Consider the following 20819-nt stretch of genomic DNA (forward strand, 5'->3'; position numbering starts at 1 on the left):
CTGTCCGGTCAGCGCGCGATGCCGCCCGCCGCCAGCACCGCCAGTGTCACCAGCTCGCTCGCCGTCGAGGTCATCGGCGCGATCTGCACGGGCTTTTCCATGCCGATCAGCATCGGGCCGATCACGCTGTCACCACCCAATTCGCGCAACAGCTTGGCGGCGATATGCGCCGATTGCAGGCCCGGCATGATCAGGATGTTGGCGGGCCCCGACAGGCGCGCGAACGGATAGTTCGCGAGCTGCTTGGGGTTCAGCGCGACGTCGGGCGGCATCTCGCCTTCATATTCGAAGCCGACATTGCGCTTGTCGAGTTCGGACACCGCATCGCGGATATTGTCGACCCAGGCGCCCTTGGGGTTGCCGAAGGTCGAATAGCTCAGCATCGCGACACGCGGTTCGTGGCCCATGCGGCGCGCGACCTGCGCGGTCTGTTCGGCGAAGTCGGCGAGCTGTTCGCCGGTTGGCCGTTCGTTCACCGTCGTGTCCGCGATGAAGACGGTGTGGCTCTGCCCGACGAGCACGTGAATGCCGAAGGGGGTGCGCCCCGCCTCCGGATCGATCACGCGCTTCACCTGGCGCATCGATTCCGCCCAGGTGCGGGTGATGCCGGTGATCATCGCATCCGCCTCACCCAGCTGGAGCAAGGCCGAACCGAAGACGTTGCGGTCCTGGTTGATCATCCGCTCGACGTCGCGGCGCAGATAGCCGCGGCGTTGCAGGCGGTTGTACACGAAGTCGACCATCTTCGGCACCAGCGGCGAATGGCGGCTATTGTGGACCTCATATTCCTGCGGGTTGGAGACACCCAAAGCCTTCAGGCGATCGTAGACGTCGTCGCGGCCGACCAGCACCGGCGTGCCATAGCCGCCTTCCTTGAAGGCGATGGCGGCGCGCAGCACGACTTCCTCCTCGCCCTCGGCGAACAGCACCCGCTTGGGCCGCGCGCGCGCGCCTTCATAGGCGAGGCTGAGCACCGACGTCGTCGGATTGAGCCGCGCGCGCAGCTGCTGGCGGTACGCCTCCATGTCGAGGATCGGCTTGGTCGCGACGCCCGAATCCATCGCCGCCTTGGCGACGGCGGAGGGCACCAGCTCCATCAGCCGCGGATCGAAGGGCGCGGGGATGATATATTCGGGACCGAAGCTGTGCTGTACGCCATAGGCCATCGCCACCTCTTCCGGCACGCGTTCGCGCGCCAGTTCGGCGATGGCATTGGCGGCGGCGATCTTCATCGCATCGTTGATGCCGGTCGCGCGCACGTCGAGCGCGCCGCGGAAGATGAAGGGGAAGCCGATGACGTTGTTGACCTGGTTCGGATAGTCCGACCGGCCGGTGGCGATGATCGCATCGGGGCGCGCCGCCTTGGCGAGTTCGGGGCGGATTTCCGGTTCGGGATTGGCCATGGCGAAGATGATCGGCGCCTTCGCCATGTCCTTCACCATCTCGGGCTTCAGCGCACCCGCGGCGGACAGGCCCAGGAAGACGTCGGCGCCGTTCAGCGCCTCGGTCAGCGTGCGGCGGTCGGTGGCGGCGGCATGCGCCGACTGCCACTGGTTGATGTCTTCGCGGCCCTGGTAGATCACGCCTTCGCGATCGCACATGATGACGTTGTCGTGGCGCACGCCCATCGCCTTCATCAGTTCGGTGCAGGCGATCGCCGCCGCGCCAGCGCCGTTGACCACGACCTTCACCTCGTCCAGCCGCCGCCCGGTCAGCAGGCAGGCGTTGATGAGCCCCGCCGCACAGATGATCGCGGTGCCGTGCTGGTCGTCATGGAAGACCGGGATGTTCATCCGCTCGCGCAACGTCTGCTCGATGATGAAGCATTCGGGCGCCTTGATGTCTTCCAGGTTGATGCCGCCGAAGCTCGGCTCCATCAGTTCGATCGCATCGATGATCCGATCGACGTCCTCGGTCTTCAGCTCGATGTCGATCGAGTCGACGTCGGCGAAGCGCTTGAACAGAACCGCCTTGCCCTCCATCACCGGCTTCGACGCCAGCGCGCCGAGATTGCCCATGCCGAGGATCGCGGTGCCATTCGAGATGACCGCGACGAGGTTGCCCTTGGCGGTATAATCATAGGCGGTGGCGGGATCGTCGGCGATCGCCTGCACCGGCACCGCGACGCCGGGCGAATAAGCGAGCGCTAGGTCGCGCTGCGTCGCCATCGGCTTGGACGCGATGATCTCGATCTTGCCCGGGCGCCCCTCCGAATGGAACAGCAGCGCCTCGCGCTCGGAAAACTGGACGGACGCTGTGTCGGACATGGGGACCTCGCTGCCGGGGAAGGACGCTACGGCTCTTGGCCGTTCCGGCACGGGCTTTCAACCCAAAGGCGGAGCAGGTATGATCGCGGCATGAAGCACGAGGCCGACGTCGTCCCCCGACCGCGCCGCATTCCGGACGCCGGCGACTTTGCGCGTGCCAAGGCGGCGTGTGCCGCGGGCGCCCCGGTCGAGCACGTCGTCGTCGGACAATGGCTGCTGACCTGGGGCAAGCCCGGTCGCAAGACTTTCGAGGACTGGCTCAACGACCAGAATGGCTGAGGTCGTCTGGGACCCAGCGGCGCTCGCAGACCTGAACGATACGATCGCCTATATCGAACAGTTCGATCCACAGGCGGCGGACAGGATCGGCACGCGGCTGTTCAACCTCGGCGAGAGCCTTGCCGACTTCCCCCATCGCGGGCGGCCTGCGGGTGGCCGTCAGCGCGAGATGACGAACGTTCCGCCCTATATTCTACGCTATGACGTACACGGCGATCTGGTCACGATCCTCGCCATCCGGCATGGCGCACGCCAACCCGATGCCGACTGACGAATCATGACCACCCCCACCCCGATGATGGCGCAATACCTCGGCCTGAAGGCGGAGGCGGAGGATTGCCTGCTGTTCTACCGCATGGGCGACTTCTTCGAATTGTTCTTCGATGATGCGCGCATTGCGAGCCAGGTGCTCGATATCGCCCTCACCGCCCGCGGCGAGCATGACGGCGAAAAGGTGGCGATGTGCGGCGTGCCCGTCCATGCCGCGACCGCCTACCTCCAGCGCCTGATCAAGGCGGGCCACCGCGTCGCCATCGCCGAACAGACCGAAAGCCCCGAGGCGGCGCGCAAGGCCCGCGGCAGCAAGGCGCTGGTCAACCGCGCGATCGTGCGGGTCGTCACTGCCGGCACGCTGACCGAGGAGGCGCTGCTCGACGCGCGGGCCGACAATTGGTGTGTCGCCATCGGCGAGGCGGCGGGCGCGGTGGCGCTGGCGGCGGCGGACGTATCCACCGGGCGGTTCGTGGTGATCGACTGTTCGGCCGACGCACTGGGTGCGGAACTGGCGCGACTGGGCGCCGCCGAGGTGGTGGCCTCCGAAACCAGCGACCATGCAGACGCGGCGACCAGCCTGCGGCCGCGCGGCGGCTTCGACAGCGGCAGCGCGGAGGCGCGGCTGAAAGCATTGTTTGGCGTGGCGACGCTCGACGGCTTCGGCAGCTTTTCGCGCGCAGGCCTGGCCGCGGCGGGCGGTCTCGTCGCCTATCTGGAGCATACCGCGAAGGGCGCCCTGCCCTTCCTCCGCCCGCCGCAGCTTGCCCGCGCCGCGGAGACGATGGCGATCGACGCCGCGACGCGCGAAAGCCTGGAGCTGACCTGCACCACCAACGGCCAACGCAAGGGCAGCCTGCTCGACTGTATCGACCGGACGGTGACGGGCGCGGGCGCACGGGCGCTGGCGAGCGATCTTGGCGCACCACTGATGGATGCCCGTGCGATCGACGAGCGGCTGGATCTGGTGCAGCATTTCCACGATCAGGCGGGCCAGCGCGAGCAGGTGCGGGCCGCGCTGCGGGCACTGCCCGATATCGGGCGCGCCATCGGCCGGCTGGCCGCGGGGCGCGGGTCGCCGCGCGATCTGGGGCAACTGCGCGACGGGCTGGACGGCGCGTGGCACCTCGGCGAGCGGCTGGGCCAGATCGACGCGCCGCTGGCGTTGCTCCGCCGGATCGCGCCTGCGCTGCGCGGCCATGGCGCGCTGATCGACCTGCTCCGCCGCGCGCTCGTGCCGTCGCCGCCGATCGAGGCGAGCGACGGCGGCTATATCGCGGCGGGCTATGACGACGCGCTCGACGCGCTGCGGGATACCGGCGCAGGCGGCCGGCGCGCGATCGCGGCGCTGGAGGCGGAGATGAAGGCCGCGACCGGCATCGCGACGTTGAAGGTCCGCCACAACAATGTGCTCGGCTATCACGTCGAGGTGCCGGCGCGATCGGCCGACGCGCTGATGCAACCCGACAGCGGCTTCACCCATCGCCAGACGCTGGCGGGCGTCGTGCGCTTCAACACGCCCGCGCTGCACGAGGTCGCGGCCAAGGTGTCGCAGGCCGGCGCGCATGCGCTCGCCGCCGAAGCGGCGCATCTGGAAGAGCTGACCGCCGCGGCACTGGCGCAGCGCGAGGCGATCGCCGCCACCGCCGATGCGCTCGCCCGGATCGACGTCGCCGCAGGCCTTGCCGAACGCGCGGCCGAAGGCGGCTGGGCGCGCGCGACGATCGCCGACCATCCCTGCTTCGACGTGATCGGTGGTCGGCATCCGGTGGTCGAGGCCGCCGTCGCCAAGGCCGGCGAGCGCTTCGTCGCCAACGACTGCACGCTGTCGCCCGACTCCCGCCTGTGGCTGGTGACGGGCCCCAACATGGGCGGCAAGTCGACCTTCCTCCGCCAGAACGCCCTCATCGCCGTGCTGGCGCAGGCAGGCAGCTTCGTGCCCGCGACCAGCGCCACGCTGGGGCTGGTCGACCGCCTGTTCAGCCGCGTCGGCGCGTCGGACAATCTGGCACGCGGCCGCTCGACCTTCATGGTCGAGATGGTCGAGACCGCCGCGATCCTGGCGCAGGCGACGCCGCAGAGCTTCGTCATCCTCGACGAGGTCGGGCGCGGCACCAGCACCTATGACGGGCTCGCCATCGCCTGGGCGGTGGTGGAGGCGATTCACGAGGACAATCGCTGCCGCTGCCTGTTCGCGACGCACTACCACGAACTGACCCGCCTTGCGGAACGCTGCGACGCGCTGACGCTGCACCATGTCCGGGCGCGCGAGTGGAAGGGTGAGCTGGTGCTGCTCCACGAGCTGGCGACGGGGCCGGCGGATCGCAGCTACGGGCTTGCCGTGGCGCGGCTGGCGGGAATGCCGCCGGCAACGGTGGCGCGGGCGAAGGCGGTGCTCGCCAAGCTGGAGGCGGGACGCGCGAAGACCGGCGGCCTGGCCGCGGGGCTGGACGACCTGCCGCTGTTCGCGGCCGCCGCGCAGGTGGAGGAAGACACGTGCGACGCGATCCGCGCGGAGGTGGAGGCGCTCGACGTCGACGCGCTGACGCCGCGCGAGGCGCTGGACACGCTGTACCGGCTGAAGGCCCTGGCGCGGGAGGGGTGAGCAGGTTGCCGGGCCAACGGCCCGGCTGAAACCATCCGGGGGATGGTTTCACCTGCTCACATTCCGGACGGATCGCGGGGTGCGGGGATGGGCCTGCCCTACACCCGCCGTAACCCCGGGCTTGACCCCGGGTCCCGCTGTTTTGCGGCGGTGCAGAAGAAGCGGGACCCCGGCTCAAGGCCGGGGTTACGGAGGATGTAGGGCGGCGTTCCGGGTTACAACACGAACCGGCTCAGGTCCGTATTGCGCGCGATGCCGGCCAACTGCTTTTCCACATAGGCCGCATCCACCGTCACCGGTTCGCTGCGGTCCTCGGCATCGAAGCTCACCTCTTCCAGCAGCTTTTCCATCACCGTCTGCAAGCGGCGCGCGCCGATGTTCTCGACTTGGCCGTTCACCTCGGCGGCGATGCGGGCGATCGCGGCGATGCCGTCGTCGGTGAAGGTGACGTCGACGCCCTCGGTCGCGATCAGCGCCTTGTACTGCGCCGGCAGCGACGCCTTGGTGTCGGACAGGATCGCGATAAAGTCCGCTTCCGTCAGCCCCTTCAGTTCGACGCGGATCGGCAGGCGGCCCTGCAACTCCGGCAGCAGGTCAGACGGCTTGGCGACGTGGAAGGCGCCGCTGGCGATGAAGAGGATATGGTCCGTCTTCATCGGCCCGTATTTGGTCGCCACCGTCGTGCCCTCGATCAGCGGCAGCAGGTCGCGCTGCACGCCTTCGCGGCTGACCGAACCGCCGCGGACGTCGCTGACCGCGATCTTGTCGATCTCGTCGAGGAAAACGATGCCGTTCGCCTCGGCGTCGGCCAGCGCGGTGCGGCTCACCTCGTCCTGGTCTAGGCGCTTGTCGGCCTCTTCCTCGACCAATTTGTCCCACGCCGCGCGCACCGTCAGCTTGCGGCGCTTCAATTGCTGACCGCCGCCGAACGACTTCATCATCTCGGTCAGGTTGATCATCTGCGGCGCGCCACCGGGCACCTCGAACGGCATCGACGGCGCCTGTTCCAGCTCGATCTCGATCTCGGTCTGGTCGAGATGGCCGTCGGCGAAGCGCTGCTTGAAGCTTTCGCGCGTCGCCTGGCTGCTGTCCTTGCCGACGAGCGCGTCGAGCAGGCGCTTCATCGCCGCATCCTCCGCCTTGTCCTTCACCGCGAGGCGGCGGCGCTCCTTCTCCAGACGGATCGCTTCCTCGACGAGGTCGCGCGCGATCTGTTCGACGTCGCGGCCGACATAGCCGACCTCGGTAAACTTCGTCGCTTCCACCTTCACAAAGGGGGCGTCCGCCAGCTTCGCCAGGCGGCGGCTGATCTCGGTCTTGCCGCAGCCGGTGGGGCCGATCATCAGGATGTTCTTCGGCGTCACCTCATCGCGCAGGTCGGGCGAGAGCTGCTGACGGCGCCAGCGGTTGCGCATCGCGACCGCGACCGCGCGCTTGGCGTCGGCCTGGCCGATGATATGGGCGTCGAGCGCGGCGACGATCGCCTTGGGGGTAAGATTTTCGTTCATTATCTGCCTGTTCGCCGGAATTCGGCGATCTGAAAGGTCACAAAAGTCACACGGATGCGCGTGTTTTTCAGCTCGCGCTGTCGAGCATTTCGATCGTCGTGCGGTCGTTGGTGTAGACGCAGACTTCCGCCGCGATCGCCATCGCCTTGCGGCAGATCGTCTCGGCGTCCTGTTCGTAATCGACCAGTGCACGGGCTGCGGCGAGCGCGTAATTGCCGCCCGATCCGATCGCCGCGACGCCGTTTTCAGGCTCCAGCACGTCGCCGTTGCCGGTCAGGATCAGCGTGACGTCCTTGTCCGCGACGATCATCATCGCTTCCAAGTTGCGCAGGTACTTGTCGGTGCGCCAGTCCTTTGCCAGCTCGACCGCGGCGCGCATCAGCTGGCCCTGATGGCGCTCCAGCTTCGCTTCCAGCCGCTCGAACAACGTAAAGGCGTCGGCGGTCGCGCCGGCGAAGCCGCCGATCACCTGCCCCTCGCTGCCGAGGCGGCGGACCTTCTTCGCGTTGGGCTTCATGACCGTCTGGCCCATCGAGACCTGGCCGTCGCCGATGACGACGACCTTGCCATTGCGACGGACGGACAAAATGGTGGTGCCATGCCAGACCGGCATGGCGTGTGGATCGTTCCCGCTCATGGCCCGCGATGTAGGTGCGCAGCGGGTGGGTGCAAAGGGGGCTGTTCACGCGAAGACGCGAAGCCGCGAAGAGGGGGTTCACGCGGAGACGCGGAGAAGAAGAAGGCTCGCCGCGCCAGCGGCCCTCGACGACACGGGCTAGTGATGGTGAAAGACGCTTCGCGTCGAACGCAACACCTCCGCGTCTCCGCGTCTCCGCGTGAATCACCCTTCTTCGCGTCTTAGCGGCTTCGCGTGAATCACCTTTCCACCCCCTTCGCCTTCCCCCACGCCCGCGCGGCCGTGTAGCCGAGGTAGCCCGTACCGAAGAGCGCATAGAGCGGCTCAGGAATGGCATTGAGGTACGCACCCGCCCCCCGCGCCATGGCGATGGCGACATCGGGCCGGATCGCGGCGATCAGGCTCATCGGGATGGTCCACAGGATCAGCGCATACATCACGTAGAGGAAGGCGGGGCGCGCGCGGCGCACCCATGGGTCCTCCGCAACCGGCCGGCGCGGCGTCACGAGACGCGCCCCGCGAGCCAGCCGTACAGAAAGGCCTCGTTGGCGGGGCGGCGCTCGGCGAGCGCGACATAGCGTTCACCCTGCAAGGCATCGATCGCCTTGACCAGCACCGCCTCCCCCGCTGTGCCGCGCCGCGCCAGGAAGGCATCGAGTGCCGCGAGCGTTCGCGCGCCCACCGCCCCGTCGGCGGCGAGGTCAGGATAATCGGCCTGCCCACGGTTGAGCGCGTTGAGCGCACGCTGGAGAAACCCGATCGCGGTCGCGGTGCCCATGTTGACGCCGGTATCGAACAGCTCGCCCGCCAGCATGGGCGCTCGTGTGGCGATCCGGTCGAAGCCCGGCCCCCGCCAATAGACGCGTTCGTAGATCTCGACGGCCCGCGCCCGCGGCAGATCGCGGATCGCCCCCTGCCAGCCGTTGGCACGGGCGACCGCGGTGGTGATCCCCCAATGGGTGGCGCCGCCCCGATCGGCGGGATGATCGACATAGCCGCCCTCGCGGGCGATCAACCGGTCGATAAGGGCATGGATGGTCATGGTGCGCTCCCCTGCTGTGATGGTGCGGGAGGATCATGGTTTCGGGGAATAGGACAGGGGGTGGGTCTGGCGGCGGGATTTCCGGTTGCTGGGCAAGGAGATGCGCCGACCGGATTGTGACCGGCGTCCAACACGCCTTGGCGGCGACTCATTCCCGTCGCCCTACACACTTCGTCACCCCGGACTTGGTCCGGGGTCCACTCCGCGGCGAGGGGGGAGGCTGGAGGCGCAAACGCTCCCTCGCGGCCCAGTGGACCCCGGACCAAGTCCGGGGTGACGGAGGGAATGGGGCGGGCGCTGCGATCCCCTCGCCGTCCCCCATCCTCCCCATCGCCCCGGATTTGCATCGCCCCGGATTTGCATCGCGGCGCGCTTCGCGCTAACCGCGCCGCATTCGCATGGACCCGGTGCAATTCCGGGTGGCTATTCCGGCCGCCGATCCGCCGGACAACGTATACCGCGCCACTTCATACCATTGCCTTTGCCGGTGATGCCTCACCTTGCGCGGTCGATACGGACCCTCGTTACATGACTTTCGATTTCGCCCGCTACCGCGCCGAATGGTATAGCGGCCCCGCCGCCGCGCGCCGGGACATCCTCGCCGGCATGGTCGGCACCTTCGCGTTGGTCCCAGAGGTCATCGCCTTTTCCTTCGTCGCCGGTATCGACCCGCAGGTCGGCCTGTTCGCGTCCTTCGTCATCGGCATCGTCATCGCGATCGTCGGCGGGCGCCCGGCGATGATCTCAGGCGCGGCCGGCTCGGTCGCACTGGTGGCCGCCGCGCTGGTGACGGCGCATGGTCTGCCCTATCTGCTCGCCGCGACCGTGCTGGCGGGCCTGTTGCAGGTGCTGTTCGGTCTGCTGCGGCTCGACGTGCTGATGCGCTTCGTGTCGCAGTCGGTGCGCACCGGCTTCGTCAACGCGCTCGCGATCCTGATCTTTTCGGCGCAGGTGCCGCAGCTGCTCGGCGTCGACTGGCACACCTATGCGATGATCGGGCTGGGCCTCGCGATCATCTACCTCACGCCGCGGGTGACGACCGTCATTCCGTCGCCGCTGATCTGCATCGTCGTGCTGACTGCCGTCAGCGTTGCGTTTCCGATGCCACTGCGCACGATCGCCGACCTCGGGCGGCTGCCCGACGCACTGCCCGCCTTTGCGCTGCCCGCGGTGCCGATCGAATGGCGCACGCTCGGCATCGTCGCGCCCTATGCACTGGCGATGGCCGCGGTCGGCCTACTCGAATCGCTGATGACCGCGCGCGTCGTCGACGATCTGACCGAGAGCGGCAGCGACAAGGCGCGCGAGGCGACCGGCCTCGGCCTCGCCAATGTCGCCGCGGGGCTGTTCGGCGGCATCGCCGGCTGCGGCATGATCGGCCAGACCGTCGGCAACGTCCGCTATGGCGGGCGCGGGCGGCTGTCGACGCTGGTCGCGGGCGTGTTCCTGCTCGTCGTGATGGTGCCGCTGCGCCCCTGGGTCGCGCTGGTGCCGGTCGCGGCGCTGGTCGCGATCATGGTGATGGTGTCGATCAGCACCTTTTCCTGGGGATCGCTGCGCGACCTCGCCCGTCATCCCAAGGTGTCGGGCGTCGTCATGCTGGCGACCGTCGCGGTGACGGTGGCGACGCACGATCTGTCGGCGGGCGTCGCGGTCGGCGTGTTGCTGAGCGGCGTGTTCTTCGCGTTCAAGGTGATGCGGATGATGCGCGTCGACGTCGCCTATGACGCCGGCACCGACACGCGCGTCTACACGGTGTCGGGGCAGGTGTTCTTCGCCAGCGCGGAGATGTTCGCCGACCGGTTCGACCTGCGCGACACCGCGGCGCGCGTGCGGATCGATCTGACGCACGCGCATCTGTGGGACGTGACGGCGGTCGCGGCGCTGGACGATGTCGTCGCCAAGATGCGCAGCCATGGGATGGTGGTGGAGCTGGTGGGCCTCAACGCGGCGAGCGCGGTGCTGGTCGATCGGCATGCGCCGCTGGTGATGGGGGCTTGAGCGGGGGCATTGCCCTGCACGCTCGTCATTCCCGCGCAGGCGGGAATCCAGACTGGCTGACGGTGCGGCTTGATCGCCAGCGTTAGAGGTTATGGATCCCCGCCTGCGCGGGGATGACGTGGCTCATGACGGAAAAGGCCGGACGCGACCCTGTCGTCGCGCCCGGCCTTACCCGATCAATACACCCGCTTCTTCGGCTTGATGTATTCGACGTCGTCGGTGAGCGTGTAATCGTGCACCGGGCGATAATCGATCGCGGTCGCGCCGCCGACGCCGCCCCAGCCGGTGAAGGTGGCGATCGTGTGCTTCATCCAGTTCGCATCGTCGCGATCCGGGTGATCCTCGTTCACATGCGCGCCGCGCGATTCCTTGCGGTTGGCCGCCGAATCGATCGTCACCAGCGCCTGCGCCACCAGATTGTCGAGCTCCAGCGTCTCGATCAGGTCGGTGTTCCAGATCAGGCTGCGGTCGTTGACCTGCACGTCCTGCATCGAGGCGTAGATGTCCTTCATCAGCGCCTGGCCTTCGCTGAGCAGCGCGTTGTCGCGGAACACCGCGCAATGCTTCTGCATCGTGCGCTGCATCTTGCCCCGGATTTCCGCGGTCGGCGTGCTGCCGGCGGCATTGCGGAATTTGTCGAGGCGCGTCAGCGACAGCTCTTCCGAACCCTTGGGGAGCGGATTGTGCGTCGTGTTGGGCTTGCAGATGTTGGCGATGCGCTTGCCGGTCGCGCGGCCGAACACCACGAGGTCGATCAGCGAGTTCGAGCCGAGGCGGTTGGCGCCATGGACCGAAACGCACGCCGCCTCGCCGACCGCGAACAGGCCGGGGACGACCGTGTCCGGATTGCCGTCGACCAGATTCACGACCTCGCCGTGGAAGTTCGTCGGGATGCCGCCCATGTTGTAATGGACGGTCGGCGTGACGGGCAGCGGCTGGCGCGTCAGGTCGACGCCCGCGAAGATCTTGCCCGTCTCGGTGATGCCCGGCAGGCGCTCGTGCAGCACCTTGGGATCGATATGGTCGAGGTGCAGGAAGATGTGGTCGCCGTTCTTGCCGACGCCGCGGCCTTCGCGCATTTCCATCGCCATCGAGCGCGACACGACGTCGCGCGACGCCAGGTCCTTCGCCGACGGGGCATAGCGCTCCATGAAGCGCTCGCCTTCGGAATTGGTCAGATAGCCGCCCTCACCGCGCGCGCCCTCGGTGATGAGCACGCCCGCGCCGTAGATGCCGGTCGGGTGGAACTGGACGAACTCCATGTCCTGGAGCGGCAGGCCGGCACGCAGCACCATGCCGCCGCCGTCGCCGGTGCAGGTGTGCGCCGAGGTCGCCGAGAAATAGCAGCGGCCATAGCCGCCCGTCGCCAGCACGGTGTTGTGGCTGCGGAAGCGGTGGATGCTGCCGTCTTCCATGCACAAAGCGATCACGCCGCGGCACACGCCGTTTTCCATGATCAGGTCGAGCGCGAAATATTCGACGTAGAAGTCGGCGTCGTAGCGCAACGACTGCTGGTACAGCGTGTGGAGCATCGCATGCCCCGTGCGGTCCGCCGCGGCGCAGGTACGCTGTGCGGGCGGGCCTTCGCCCATATTCTGCATCATGCCGCCGAACGGGCGCTGGTAGATGCGGCCTTCGTCGGTGCGGCTGAAGGGCATGCCGGCATGTTCCAGCTCGTACACCGCCGCCGGCGCCTCGCGGACCATGTACTCGATCGCGTCCTGGTCGCCCAGCCAGTCCGACCCCTTGACGGTATCGTACATGTGCCAGGTCCAGTGATCCGGGCCCATGTTGCCGAGGCTCGCGGCGATGCCGCCCTGCGCCGCGACGGTGTGCGACCGGGTCGGGAACACCTTGGTGATGCAGGCGGTCTTCAGGCCGTTCTGTGCGCATTCCATGACGGCGCGCAGGCCCGAACCGCCCGCGCCGACGACGACGGCGTCATAGGTGTGGTCGATGATCTTATAGGCAGGCGCGTTCATGCCGCAGCTCCGAAGGCGACCTTGAGGATCGCGAAGATGGCGATCGCGGCGGTCGCGACCGTGAAGAAGTTCAGCGCGAGCATGTAGGCGACGCGCTTTTCGCCGTGCTGGTAATCCTCGATCACCACCTGCAGCCCGAGGCGGAAGTGGTAGAAGACCGACACGATCAGCAGGATCATAGGCACCGCGACCCAGCTGTTGCGCAGCCAGTCGTGGACGCTGGCATAGTCATAGCCCGGCAGGCGCAGCAGCGAGAAGACGAACCAGAGCGTCAGGAACAGGTTCGATGCCGCGGTGACGCGCTGGCGCCACCAGTGATGCGCGCCTTCCTTGGCGCTGCCGAGGCCGCGGACGCGGCCGATGCTGGTGCCCGAACCCATTACTTCATCCCCAGGTAGAGCCAGAAGGCCGCGGTCAGCACCACGCCGCCGACGATGACGACCATGCTGAACATCTTGTTGCGCTTCAGTTCGAACGCGGCGCCCGCGTCCATCACCAGGTGGCGGATGCCGTTCAGCGCGTGCGTGAAGAACGCCCAGGTCATGCCGACGCCGATAATCCAGCCGAGCGGATTGAGCGCGCCGCTGTCATGCGTGAACACGTCGCGGAAGGTCGCGTAGCTTTCCGCCCCGCCCGCGATCGCGGCGAGCCACCACACCAGCAGCACCGTGCCGACCGTCGCCATCCCCGAACCCGTGGCGCGATGGAGGATGGAGACCAGCATATGCGGCCCCCAGCTGTAGTGGAGCTTCAGAAAGCCCGAGAAAAGATGCGGGCTGCGCGGGCGCGCCGGGGTACGGGATGCCATGAACGGTCCTCGGGCAAGATCGATTGCAGTGCCTATTAGGCCACGCGTTCGCCGATGCAACCCATAGCATCCGCTCCTAACGGAGCATTAACCACTTGGGCGGTAGGCACGACGGTCGAGAGGCCCGTTTACCGGGCACGTCGCTCGTTCGCCGGAGACTTCAGCTTTGCCCGACATCGCCCTGCCGCCCCCGGCCAGCATCGCCGCCAGGATCGACCTGCCGAGTCGAATCAAGGCGTTCGACGGCGGCGACGACACATTGGTCGCGCAGGCACGGGAATTGTGGACGATCATCGAACCCGATGCGGGCGAGATCGTGGATGCCTATTGGGATCATTGGCGCGCCGCCAATCCGGGCGCACCGACCTGGACGCCAATGGAGGGGGAGCGTCGCCGCGCGGCGGGCGTGGCCTATCTGCGCAACCGCTTCTGCCATCTGGAAGGGATCGCCTGGGTCGAATCGCTCGAACGGTCGGTCGCCGCTGCCTATGCCGCGGGCGTCGAGACGATGGAATTGCTCGCCATGTCGTGCGCCAGCGATCGCGCCGTCCTGAAGGCGCTGAAGAAGCGCCTGCCCGAAGACACGATGCACCGCACCGGACTGGTGGACGCACTGATGCGGCTGTTCGGCATGGAAACCGAGCTGACCGTCGCCCTGTTCGCCGGCTTTGCCGGCTATAGCGCCCATGCGGCGCGCGAGCGGCTGGCGGGCGATTTCCGCGAAGGCATCGCCGACGCGGTCGAGACCGCGACCGTCGAAGGCCGCACCTTGCGCGCGCAGGCCGAACGCAGCTCCGGCTCGGCGCGCGGCATGCTGGGCAAGACCAGCGAGGTCGCCGCCGCCGCCGAACAATCCGCCGTCGCGATGCGCGAGGCGGCACAGACCGCCGCGGGCCTGATCCGCGCGATCGAGGACGCACGGACCGAGGTGGAGGCCGCTGCCGAGATCGCCAGCCGCGCCTCACGCCAGGCGACCGATGCGGTCGGCATGTCGGAAACGCTGTCCGACCACGCCAAATCGATCGAATCGATCCTGGGCCTGATCCGCGACATCGCCGGGCAGACCAACCTGCTGGCGCTGAATGCGACGATCGAGGCGGCGCGCGCCGGTGACGCCGGCCGCGGCTTTGCCGTCGTCGCGCAGGAGGTGAAGAGCCTCGCCAACCAGACCGCGCGCGCGACCGACGACATCGCTGCAAAGATCGCCTCGATCCAGTCAGCGACGAAATCCACCGTCGAAACCAACGCCAGCATCCGCACGACGGTGACCGAGGTGCAGGAATCGGCCGATCGCATCCGCTTCGCCATGGAGGCGCAGGCGCAGACCGTCACCGCCATCACCGCCGCGGTCGATGAAACCGCGCTCGCCGCCGATTCGATGGCGAGCACGATCGCCACGATCCGCATGGACACCGAAACCGTCGCCGCCGAGATCGACGGCGTGGGCCGCGGCTTCGACAGGCTCGACGGGCGGTTGCAGACACTGAAGAGCAGCGCGGGCGATTTCGTCGCCAAGGTCGCCGCCTGATGGCCCGTGCCATTCCGTCGCTCCGTTCGCAGCGGAGCTGACAGCATCATGCAACGCCGCATCGTCGACCATCTGGGCGAATATGACTGGGACGGCACGCTTGCCGACACTTCGCGCGATATCTGCGCCTTGCTGTCGGAGGCGGATTATCGCGACATCGCGCGCTGCTTCTGGGACCAGTATCTCTCGCTGCCCGCGACGCAATCGGTCCGCCACCTGTTCCATGGCGATCGGCTGGAGCGCCGGATGCGCGAGAGCATCGAATATGCCCGGCTGAAATATGGCGACCCGTTTGACGACGGCTGGGTGAGGATCGCCCACCGCCATGCCGACCAGTGCATGCGATCGAACGTCCCCCTGCCCAGCCTGCAGGCAGCGCTCGCCCATTCGCACAGCCACACGGTCCGGATCCTCGAAGGCTATTGCACGGGCGACACGCCGCGCCTGCTGCGGATGTGCGATGCGGTGCAGCGCATCTCGCTGGTCGAGGCCGATCTGATGTCAGGCTATCTTGCCGAGGTTCATGAGAACGAGGCGCGCAGCGAACGGCAGGAACGCTCCGCCGCCTTCCGCGAAAGCATCGCCGTCTCGATCGAATCGGCGGTGGCGCTGGGTGCACGCATCCGCGTGCAGGCCGACGCGGCCTCCACATCGACCCGCACCGTCATGGAAAAGGCGCGGATCGTCGCCAGCAATGCCGAGGAAACCGCGCTCGCGATGCGCAGCGCCGCGCAGACCGCCGCCGGCCTGACGCATGCGATCGACAGCGCCCGTACCGAGGTGGAGGCCGCCGCCGGCATCGCCACGCGCGCCAGCGAACATGCCGTCGATGCGGTGCGCGCCAGCGAGACGCTGTCCGACCACGCCAAATCGATCGAATCGATCCTGGGCCTGATCCGCGACATCGCCGGGCAGACCAATCTGCTTGCGCTCAATGCGACGATCGAGGCGGCGCGCGCCGGTGACGCCGGCCGCGGCTTCGCCGTCGTCGCGCAGGAGGTGAAGAGCCTCGCCAACCAGACCGCGCGCGCGACCGACGATATCGCCGCCAAGATCGCGGCGATCCAGGCGGCGACGCGGTCCACCGTCGAAACCAACATCAGCATCCGCCAAACGGTAGATGCGGCGCGCAATTCGGCGCTGCGCATCCGCAGCGCGATGGAGGAACAGGCGCGCACCGTCGACACCATCACCGCCGCGATCGATGAAGGCGCGCTCGCCGCCGACACGATGGCGGCGACGGTCGACACGATCCGCGACGACACGCATGCCGTCGTCGGCGAGATCGTGTGCCTGGGCGCGGGCTTCAGCGAGGTCGGTGACCGGCTGGCGCAACTGCAACGCTCCGCCGAAAGCTTCTCCGCCAGCGTGGGCTGACGCGGGATTTCCGCGCTTATCGCCGACGGTTGCCCGCCCGGCCACCGCCGGTTAGGGCCGCGGCCATGACCATCATCGTTACCGGATCGAGCCGCGGCATCGGCGCCAGCATCCTCACGACGCTCCGCGACGGCGGCCATGCCGTCATCGGCCAGGCGACCGCCCCCGGCAGCGGGGCCGACATCGCCGCCGATTTCGCCGACCCCGCCGCCCCCCGTGCGCTGTGGGATGCCGCGCTCGCCCGCGCGGGCGGCACGATCGACGTCCTGATCAACAATGCCGGCGTGTTCGAGGCCAATCCGCTGGACCGCGCGTCCGACGACTGGGTCGCCGACTGGGAACGCACGCAGCGTATCAACCTGACCGCCGCCGCCGAACTGTGCCGCCTCGCCGTGCTGCACTGGCAGGACCGGAAGGTCAGCGGCCGCATCGTCAACATCGCCAGCCGCGCCGCCTATCGCGGCGACAGCCCCGCGCACTGGCATTATGCCGCGGCCAAGGCAGGCATGGTCGCGATGACCAAGACGATCGCGCGCGCCTATGCGAAGGACGGCATCCTCGCCTTCGCCATCTGCCCCGGCTTTACCATGACCGGCATGGCCGACGATTATCTGGCCAGCCGCGGTGGCGACAAACTGCTCGCCGACATTCCGCTGGGCCGCGTCGCCGACCCGGATGAGGTGGCGACGCTCGCCCGCTTCTGTGCGCTCGAAGCGCCCGCCTCGATGACCGGCGCGGTGCTCGACATCAATGGAGCCTCCTATGTCCGCTGAGTCCAACGGCACGAGCTGGCGGATCACCCTGCCCTGCACCCGCGCCGAGGCGGAGGCGATCGACAGCGCGTCCGATCTCGCGATCGACGCGGTGCTGATGACCACCGAAGAGGTGGAGGACGACGTCGAACGCTGGCGGCTCGACGCCTATGTCGAGCATGAGCCCGATGCGGCGATGCTCGCGACGATCCACGCTCTGGTGCCGAGCGCGAGCGGCCATGATCCGGTGGTGACGCAGCTGGGCGACGAGGATTGGATCGCGATGAGCCAGGCGGGATTGGAGCCGATCCGCGAAGGCCGCTTCGTCGTCCACACCAGCGCGCACCCCGTCGCGGCGCCGGCGGGGGGACGCGCTTTCCTGATCGATGCGGGGCAGGCCTTCGGCACCGGTCATCACGGCACGACCAGCGGTTGCCTCGCCATGCTCGATGGCCTGGCGGTGGCGGGCAAGACCTTCACCCGCGCGATCGACGTCGGCACCGGCACCGGCCTGCTCGCCTTCGCTGCGGTCGAGCTGTGGCCCGACGCGCTGGTCGTCGCGACCGACATCGATCCCGTCGCGGTCGATGTGACGCGCGAGAATGCCGCGCTGAACGGCATTGCGGCAGACGCCGTGACGCTGTTCGTCGCCGACGGCGCGCGCCACCCCGATATCGACGCCGCCGCGCCCTACGATCTGGTGATTGCCAACATTCTGGCGGGGCCGCTGGTATCGATGGCGCCCGAGCTCGCCGCGATCGCCGCGCCGCACGCGACCATCGTGCTGGCGGGCCTGCTGGAAACGCAGCGCGAGACCGTCGTCGCGGCCTATGTCGCCTGCGGCTGCACGCTCGACGCGATCGATCGCCGCGGCGACTGGACCGTCCTGCGCCTCACCGCCGGCGCGGACCGCTACGTGCCCACCGCCCCCTTCGACCCCAAGGGCCGCGACGGCTGGGCGCTGGATCTGTAACCCCCTTCCCCCCGTCACCCCGGACGTGTTCCGGGGTCCACTCCGCGGCGAGGGGGGCGGCAAGAGGCTCAAGCGACCCCGTGCGGCCGGGTGGACCCCGGAACACGTCCGGGGTGACGAATCGTATCGGGAACGACTGCACACCCCCGCGCGCATGACATCGGCGGAACGCTCAGCCCGCCTTCCCCCGCGCATATTCCTGCGTGCCGTGCGTCAGCACCTCGTCCCCCTCGACGATCGCCGCGACCGGGATGTCGTCCTGCGCCTTTAGCGTTTCGTACAAGGGCGCGAAGTCCGTCTCGACCGTCACGCGCAGCAGTTCGTCGAAGCTCGGAATGACGAAGTAATTCTGCTGGAAATCGTCGATCCGATACTCCGTCCGCATCACCCGCGCGATATCGAACCCGATGCGATTGGGGCTGGGATCATCGAGCGCGAAGCGGCTTTCGGCGTAGCTCGACACGATGCCCGACCCATAGATGCGCAGGCCTTCCGGCTCCTGGATCAGCCCGAACTCCACCGTGTACCAGTACAACCGCCCCAGATATTTCAGCGCATCATGCTGCATCGCGCGCTGCCCACCGCGGCCGTAGGCCTCCAGGTAATCGGCGAACACCGGATCGGCGAGCATCGGCACATGGCCGAACACGTCGTGGAAGACGTCGGGCTCCTGCAGATAGTCGAGCTGGTCCGGCCGACGGATGAAATTGCCCGCGACGAAGCGGCGATTCGCCATATGATCGAAAAAAACATCGTCCGGCACCAGCCCCGGCACCGCCACCACCTGCCACCCGGTCAGCTTCATAAGCCGTTCGGACAGTTCCTCAAAATCCGGAATGCCGGGTTTCGACAGCTTCAGCACGTCCAGCCCGCGCAGATAGGCGTCGGACGCACGGCCGGGAAGCAGTTGGGATTGGCGCGCGAACAGCGTATCCCAGGTCGCATGCTCCTCCGCCGTGTAATGCTGCCAGTTCTGGGGGATCGTCCAGTCTGCGGCGGCATCGGTGGGGGGCGAAGCGAGCGCGTGCGTGTCTGTGGCCATGACGACGGCGTAACATAAGGTTTCGGATGATACTATATGCGGCGATACGACGGATGGGACGGGGGCTGCTCGTGGTGCTTGCCGTGCTGGCCGTCGTCGTCGCGGGCTATGCCGGCGCCGGGATGATCGGTGGTGCGATCCCCGCCAACGCCGGCTGGCGGCCGCCCGCACGCGGCGTCCCCGTCTATCTCGAATCGAACGGCGTGCATGTGTCGCTGGTGCTGCCCAAGGTCGCGGCCGGAATCGACTGGCGCGACTGGGCGCCGGGAGCCGACCTCGCCGATCCGCGTTATGCCCGTTATGACCATATCGCGATCGGCTGGGGCGAACGGACCTTCTTTCTCGATACGCCGACCTGGGCGGACGTGCGGCTGGCGACGATCCTGCACGCCGCGATCGGCAGCGACGCGACGCTGCTCCATGTCGAGCACGTTCCCGCGCCCGCGCTTGGCGACGGCATCCGCGTCGTGACGCTGCGGCCTGAGGAATATCGCCGACTGGCGGCCGGCATCCGCGCCAGCGCCGCGCCGGTCCGCCGCAGCTTCCGCGGCTATGGCGCGAACGACGTCTTCTATGCCGGCACCGGCCATTACAGCGCGCGGCACACGTGCAACGCCTGGGTCGGCGCGACGCTGGCGAATGCGGGTGTGCGGGTCGGGCGCTGGACCCCCTTCCCGATCACGGTGCTGTCATGGTTCTGAGCCGGTTGCAGACGGGCCTCGCCCGCTGGCGCAGCGAACCGCCGTCGCACGCGCGCTTCGGCGACCGCTTCGACGCGCCCCCGCCCCCGCCCAAGGCGCTCGCGGCGAGCGAGGTGCCGCGCGTCGCCTGGATGCTCGCGACCCGCTGGCGCCACGCCGCCGCGCTCGCCGCGGTGCCGCAGGGCGCGGGCGGCACGGTGATGATCCTGCCCGGCCTGTTCGACGCCGACGGCTCCAGCCTGGTGCTGCGGCGCTTCCTCGAAGGCCTCGGCTATCGCGCCGAAGGCTGGGGGCTGGGCCGGAACCTGGGCGTGAAGAGCGTCGGCGCGGAGGCGGAGCGGCTGATCGCCCGGGTCGAAGCGCTGGAGGCGGAGGACGGGCCGGTGACGCTGGTCGGCGTCAGCTTGGGTGGCATCATGGCACGGCTGGTTGCGCATCGCCGGCCCGATCTGGTCCGGCGCGTGGTGACGGTCAGCTCGCCCTATGCCGGCTGGGGCCGCGCCACCAACGTCTGGCGCGCATTCGAATGGGCGACGGGCGAGCGCGTCGACGATCCCGCCGTCATCGCCCGGAGCGAAGCGATCGCCGCCCCGCTACCGGTGCCCTGCACCGCGATCTGGAGCCCGCACGACGGCTTCGTCAACGGCTTCATCTGCCACGATCCGAGCGCCGAGGCGGTGCAGGTGAACAGCGGCCACCTGGGCGTGCATATCCACCCGGAGGTGATGATCGCCGTGGCCGCGGCGCTGGCGAAGGGCGCGGTGGCGCAGGATCGGTGAGGGTTTGGCACCCGGCACCCGCCAACGTTCCATTCGTCATTCCCGCGAAGGCGGGAATCCAGACTGGCTGACCGTGCGGCTTCATCGCAACCGTTAGAGGTTCTGGATTCCCGCCTTCGCGGGAATGACGGACGTGTGGGGCTTGGGCGCCGCCTCCCCCCACCCTCGTCATCCCGGCGGACGCCGAGATCCATGGTTGCGGTGAACGCCGTTGTCGCGTGCTACCATCAGTCGCCCGTGTCCATGGATCCCAGCGTTCGCCGGGATG

Annotated in this window: 19 protein-coding genes and 1 other annotated feature; of the genes, 10 read left to right on the top strand and 9 right to left on the bottom strand. The window is 68.3% G+C overall.

Features of this window, described 5'->3' with window-relative positions:
* Positions 1-8 precede the first annotated feature (8 nt).
* Positions 9-2267: an NADP-dependent malic enzyme gene (locus ACP7A3_RS04405; protein WP_017979684.1), complete on the bottom strand. Its 2259-nt coding sequence runs from the start codon at positions 2265-2267 to the stop codon at positions 9-11.
* 90 nt (positions 2268-2357) lie between these two features.
* On the opposite strand from ACP7A3_RS04405, the gene ACP7A3_RS04410 reads away from it, so the two are divergent.
* The 3 genes from ACP7A3_RS04410 to mutS are packed head-to-tail and all read left to right on the top strand — an operon-like array spanning position 2358 to position 5421.
* Positions 2358-2546 (top strand): hypothetical protein, encoded by a 189-nt coding sequence (locus tag ACP7A3_RS04410; RefSeq protein WP_426255204.1) that lies wholly within the window; start codon positions 2358-2360, stop codon positions 2544-2546.
* A complete protein-coding gene (locus ACP7A3_RS04415; RefSeq protein WP_426255203.1) occupies positions 2539-2817 on the top strand; it encodes a type II toxin-antitoxin system RelE/ParE family toxin in 279 nt (92 codons plus the stop codon). The genes ACP7A3_RS04410 and ACP7A3_RS04415 overlap by 8 nt, the downstream gene beginning before the upstream one ends.
* Before the next feature lie 24 nt (positions 2818-2841).
* Positions 2842-5421: a DNA mismatch repair protein MutS gene (mutS, locus tag ACP7A3_RS04420; RefSeq protein WP_426255343.1), complete on the top strand. Its 2580-nt coding sequence runs from the start codon at positions 2842-2844 to the stop codon at positions 5419-5421.
* A gap of 215 nt (positions 5422-5636) precedes the next feature.
* Here the strand turns inward: mutS and hslU are convergent, their stop codons facing one another.
* The 4 genes from hslU to ACP7A3_RS04440 form a co-directional block, all read right to left on the bottom strand.
* A complete protein-coding gene (hslU, locus tag ACP7A3_RS04425; protein WP_116461667.1) occupies positions 5637-6929 on the bottom strand; it encodes an ATP-dependent protease ATPase subunit HslU in 1293 nt (430 codons plus the stop codon).
* A gap of 67 nt (positions 6930-6996) precedes the next feature.
* The gene (gene hslV, locus ACP7A3_RS04430; RefSeq protein WP_017979689.1) at positions 6997-7542 is read right to left on the bottom strand and encodes an ATP-dependent protease subunit HslV; all 546 of its coding nucleotides are present in this window, start codon (positions 7540-7542) and stop codon (positions 6997-6999) included.
* Between the two features lie 263 nt (positions 7543-7805).
* Positions 7806-8072, bottom strand: coding sequence for a 3TM-type holin (locus ACP7A3_RS04435; RefSeq protein WP_426255202.1), 267 nt, complete (start codon positions 8070-8072; stop codon positions 7806-7808).
* Entirely contained in the window at positions 8069-8608 is a 540-nt protein-coding gene (locus tag ACP7A3_RS04440; protein WP_426255201.1) for a glycoside hydrolase family 108 protein, read from the bottom strand. The genes ACP7A3_RS04435 and ACP7A3_RS04440 overlap by 4 nt, the downstream gene beginning before the upstream one ends.
* 397 nt (positions 8609-9005) lie before the next feature.
* Positions 9006-9061: a sequence feature (sul1 is cis-regulatory element that is thought to sense ions involved in sulfur or methionine metabolism; They are found in Alphaproteobacteria), on the top strand.
* A gap of 75 nt (positions 9062-9136) precedes the next feature.
* Here ACP7A3_RS04440 and ACP7A3_RS04445 point away from each other — a divergent pair.
* Positions 9137-10609, top strand: coding sequence for a SulP family inorganic anion transporter (locus tag ACP7A3_RS04445; RefSeq protein WP_426255200.1), 1473 nt, complete (start codon positions 9137-9139; stop codon positions 10607-10609).
* Between the two features lie 176 nt (positions 10610-10785).
* Here ACP7A3_RS04445 and sdhA read toward each other — a convergent pair whose 3' ends face one another.
* Genes sdhA through sdhC form a run of 3 tightly spaced genes read right to left on the bottom strand, consistent with a single transcriptional unit; the run spans position 10786 to position 13399 of the window.
* Positions 10786-12591, bottom strand: coding sequence for a succinate dehydrogenase flavoprotein subunit (sdhA, locus tag ACP7A3_RS04450; protein WP_426255199.1), 1806 nt, complete (start codon positions 12589-12591; stop codon positions 10786-10788).
* Positions 12588-12971 carry a succinate dehydrogenase, hydrophobic membrane anchor protein gene (gene sdhD / locus ACP7A3_RS04455; RefSeq protein ID WP_426255198.1) on the bottom strand — a complete coding sequence of 128 codons (384 nt, stop codon included), beginning with the start codon at positions 12969-12971 and terminating at the stop codon, positions 12588-12590. The genes sdhA and sdhD overlap by 4 nt, the downstream gene beginning before the upstream one ends.
* The gene (sdhC, locus tag ACP7A3_RS04460) at positions 12971-13399 is read right to left on the bottom strand and encodes a succinate dehydrogenase, cytochrome b556 subunit (protein WP_331361671.1); all 429 of its coding nucleotides are present in this window, start codon (positions 13397-13399) and stop codon (positions 12971-12973) included. Before sdhC ends, sdhD begins: the two co-directional genes overlap by 1 nt.
* Before the next feature lie 166 nt (positions 13400-13565).
* Here sdhC and ACP7A3_RS04465 point away from each other — a divergent pair, with 166 nt between their 5' ends.
* From ACP7A3_RS04465 to ACP7A3_RS04480, 4 genes are all read left to right on the top strand, one after another.
* Positions 13566-14927 (top strand): methyl-accepting chemotaxis protein, encoded by a 1362-nt coding sequence (locus ACP7A3_RS04465; protein WP_017979696.1) that lies wholly within the window; start codon positions 13566-13568, stop codon positions 14925-14927.
* Between the two features lie 48 nt (positions 14928-14975).
* Positions 14976-16304 (top strand): methyl-accepting chemotaxis protein, encoded by a 1329-nt coding sequence (locus ACP7A3_RS04470; RefSeq protein ID WP_426255197.1) that lies wholly within the window; start codon positions 14976-14978, stop codon positions 16302-16304.
* 65 nt (positions 16305-16369) lie between these two features.
* Positions 16370-17077, top strand: coding sequence for an SDR family NAD(P)-dependent oxidoreductase (locus ACP7A3_RS04475; protein WP_426255196.1), 708 nt, complete (start codon positions 16370-16372; stop codon positions 17075-17077).
* On the top strand, positions 17067-18029 hold the full coding sequence (locus ACP7A3_RS04480) for a 50S ribosomal protein L11 methyltransferase (RefSeq protein WP_426255195.1): 963 nt from the start codon (positions 17067-17069) through the stop codon (positions 18027-18029). Before ACP7A3_RS04475 ends, ACP7A3_RS04480 begins: the two co-directional genes overlap by 11 nt.
* Positions 18030-18201: 172 nt before the next feature.
* Here the strand turns inward: ACP7A3_RS04480 and phhA are convergent, their stop codons facing one another.
* Entirely contained in the window at positions 18202-19071 is an 870-nt protein-coding gene (phhA, locus tag ACP7A3_RS04485; protein ID WP_294210821.1) for a phenylalanine 4-monooxygenase, read from the bottom strand.
* 26 nt (positions 19072-19097) lie between these two features.
* On the opposite strand from phhA, the gene ACP7A3_RS04490 reads away from it, so the two are divergent.
* Both ACP7A3_RS04490 and ACP7A3_RS04495 read left to right on the top strand, forming a co-directional pair.
* Positions 19098-19772: a DUF2459 domain-containing protein gene (locus ACP7A3_RS04490; protein WP_426255194.1), complete on the top strand. Its 675-nt coding sequence runs from the start codon at positions 19098-19100 to the stop codon at positions 19770-19772.
* Positions 19763-20551: an alpha/beta fold hydrolase gene (locus tag ACP7A3_RS04495; protein ID WP_017979701.1), complete on the top strand. Its 789-nt coding sequence runs from the start codon at positions 19763-19765 to the stop codon at positions 20549-20551. Before ACP7A3_RS04490 ends, ACP7A3_RS04495 begins: the two co-directional genes overlap by 10 nt.
* The last annotated feature ends 268 nt before the right edge of the window (positions 20552-20819 follow it).

Origin of the sequence: Sphingomonas sp. DC5200-1, from assembly GCF_049897245.1 — a bacterium.
In the GTDB taxonomy this organism is placed as follows: domain Bacteria; phylum Pseudomonadota; class Alphaproteobacteria; order Sphingomonadales; family Sphingomonadaceae; genus Sphingomonas; species Sphingomonas aquatilis.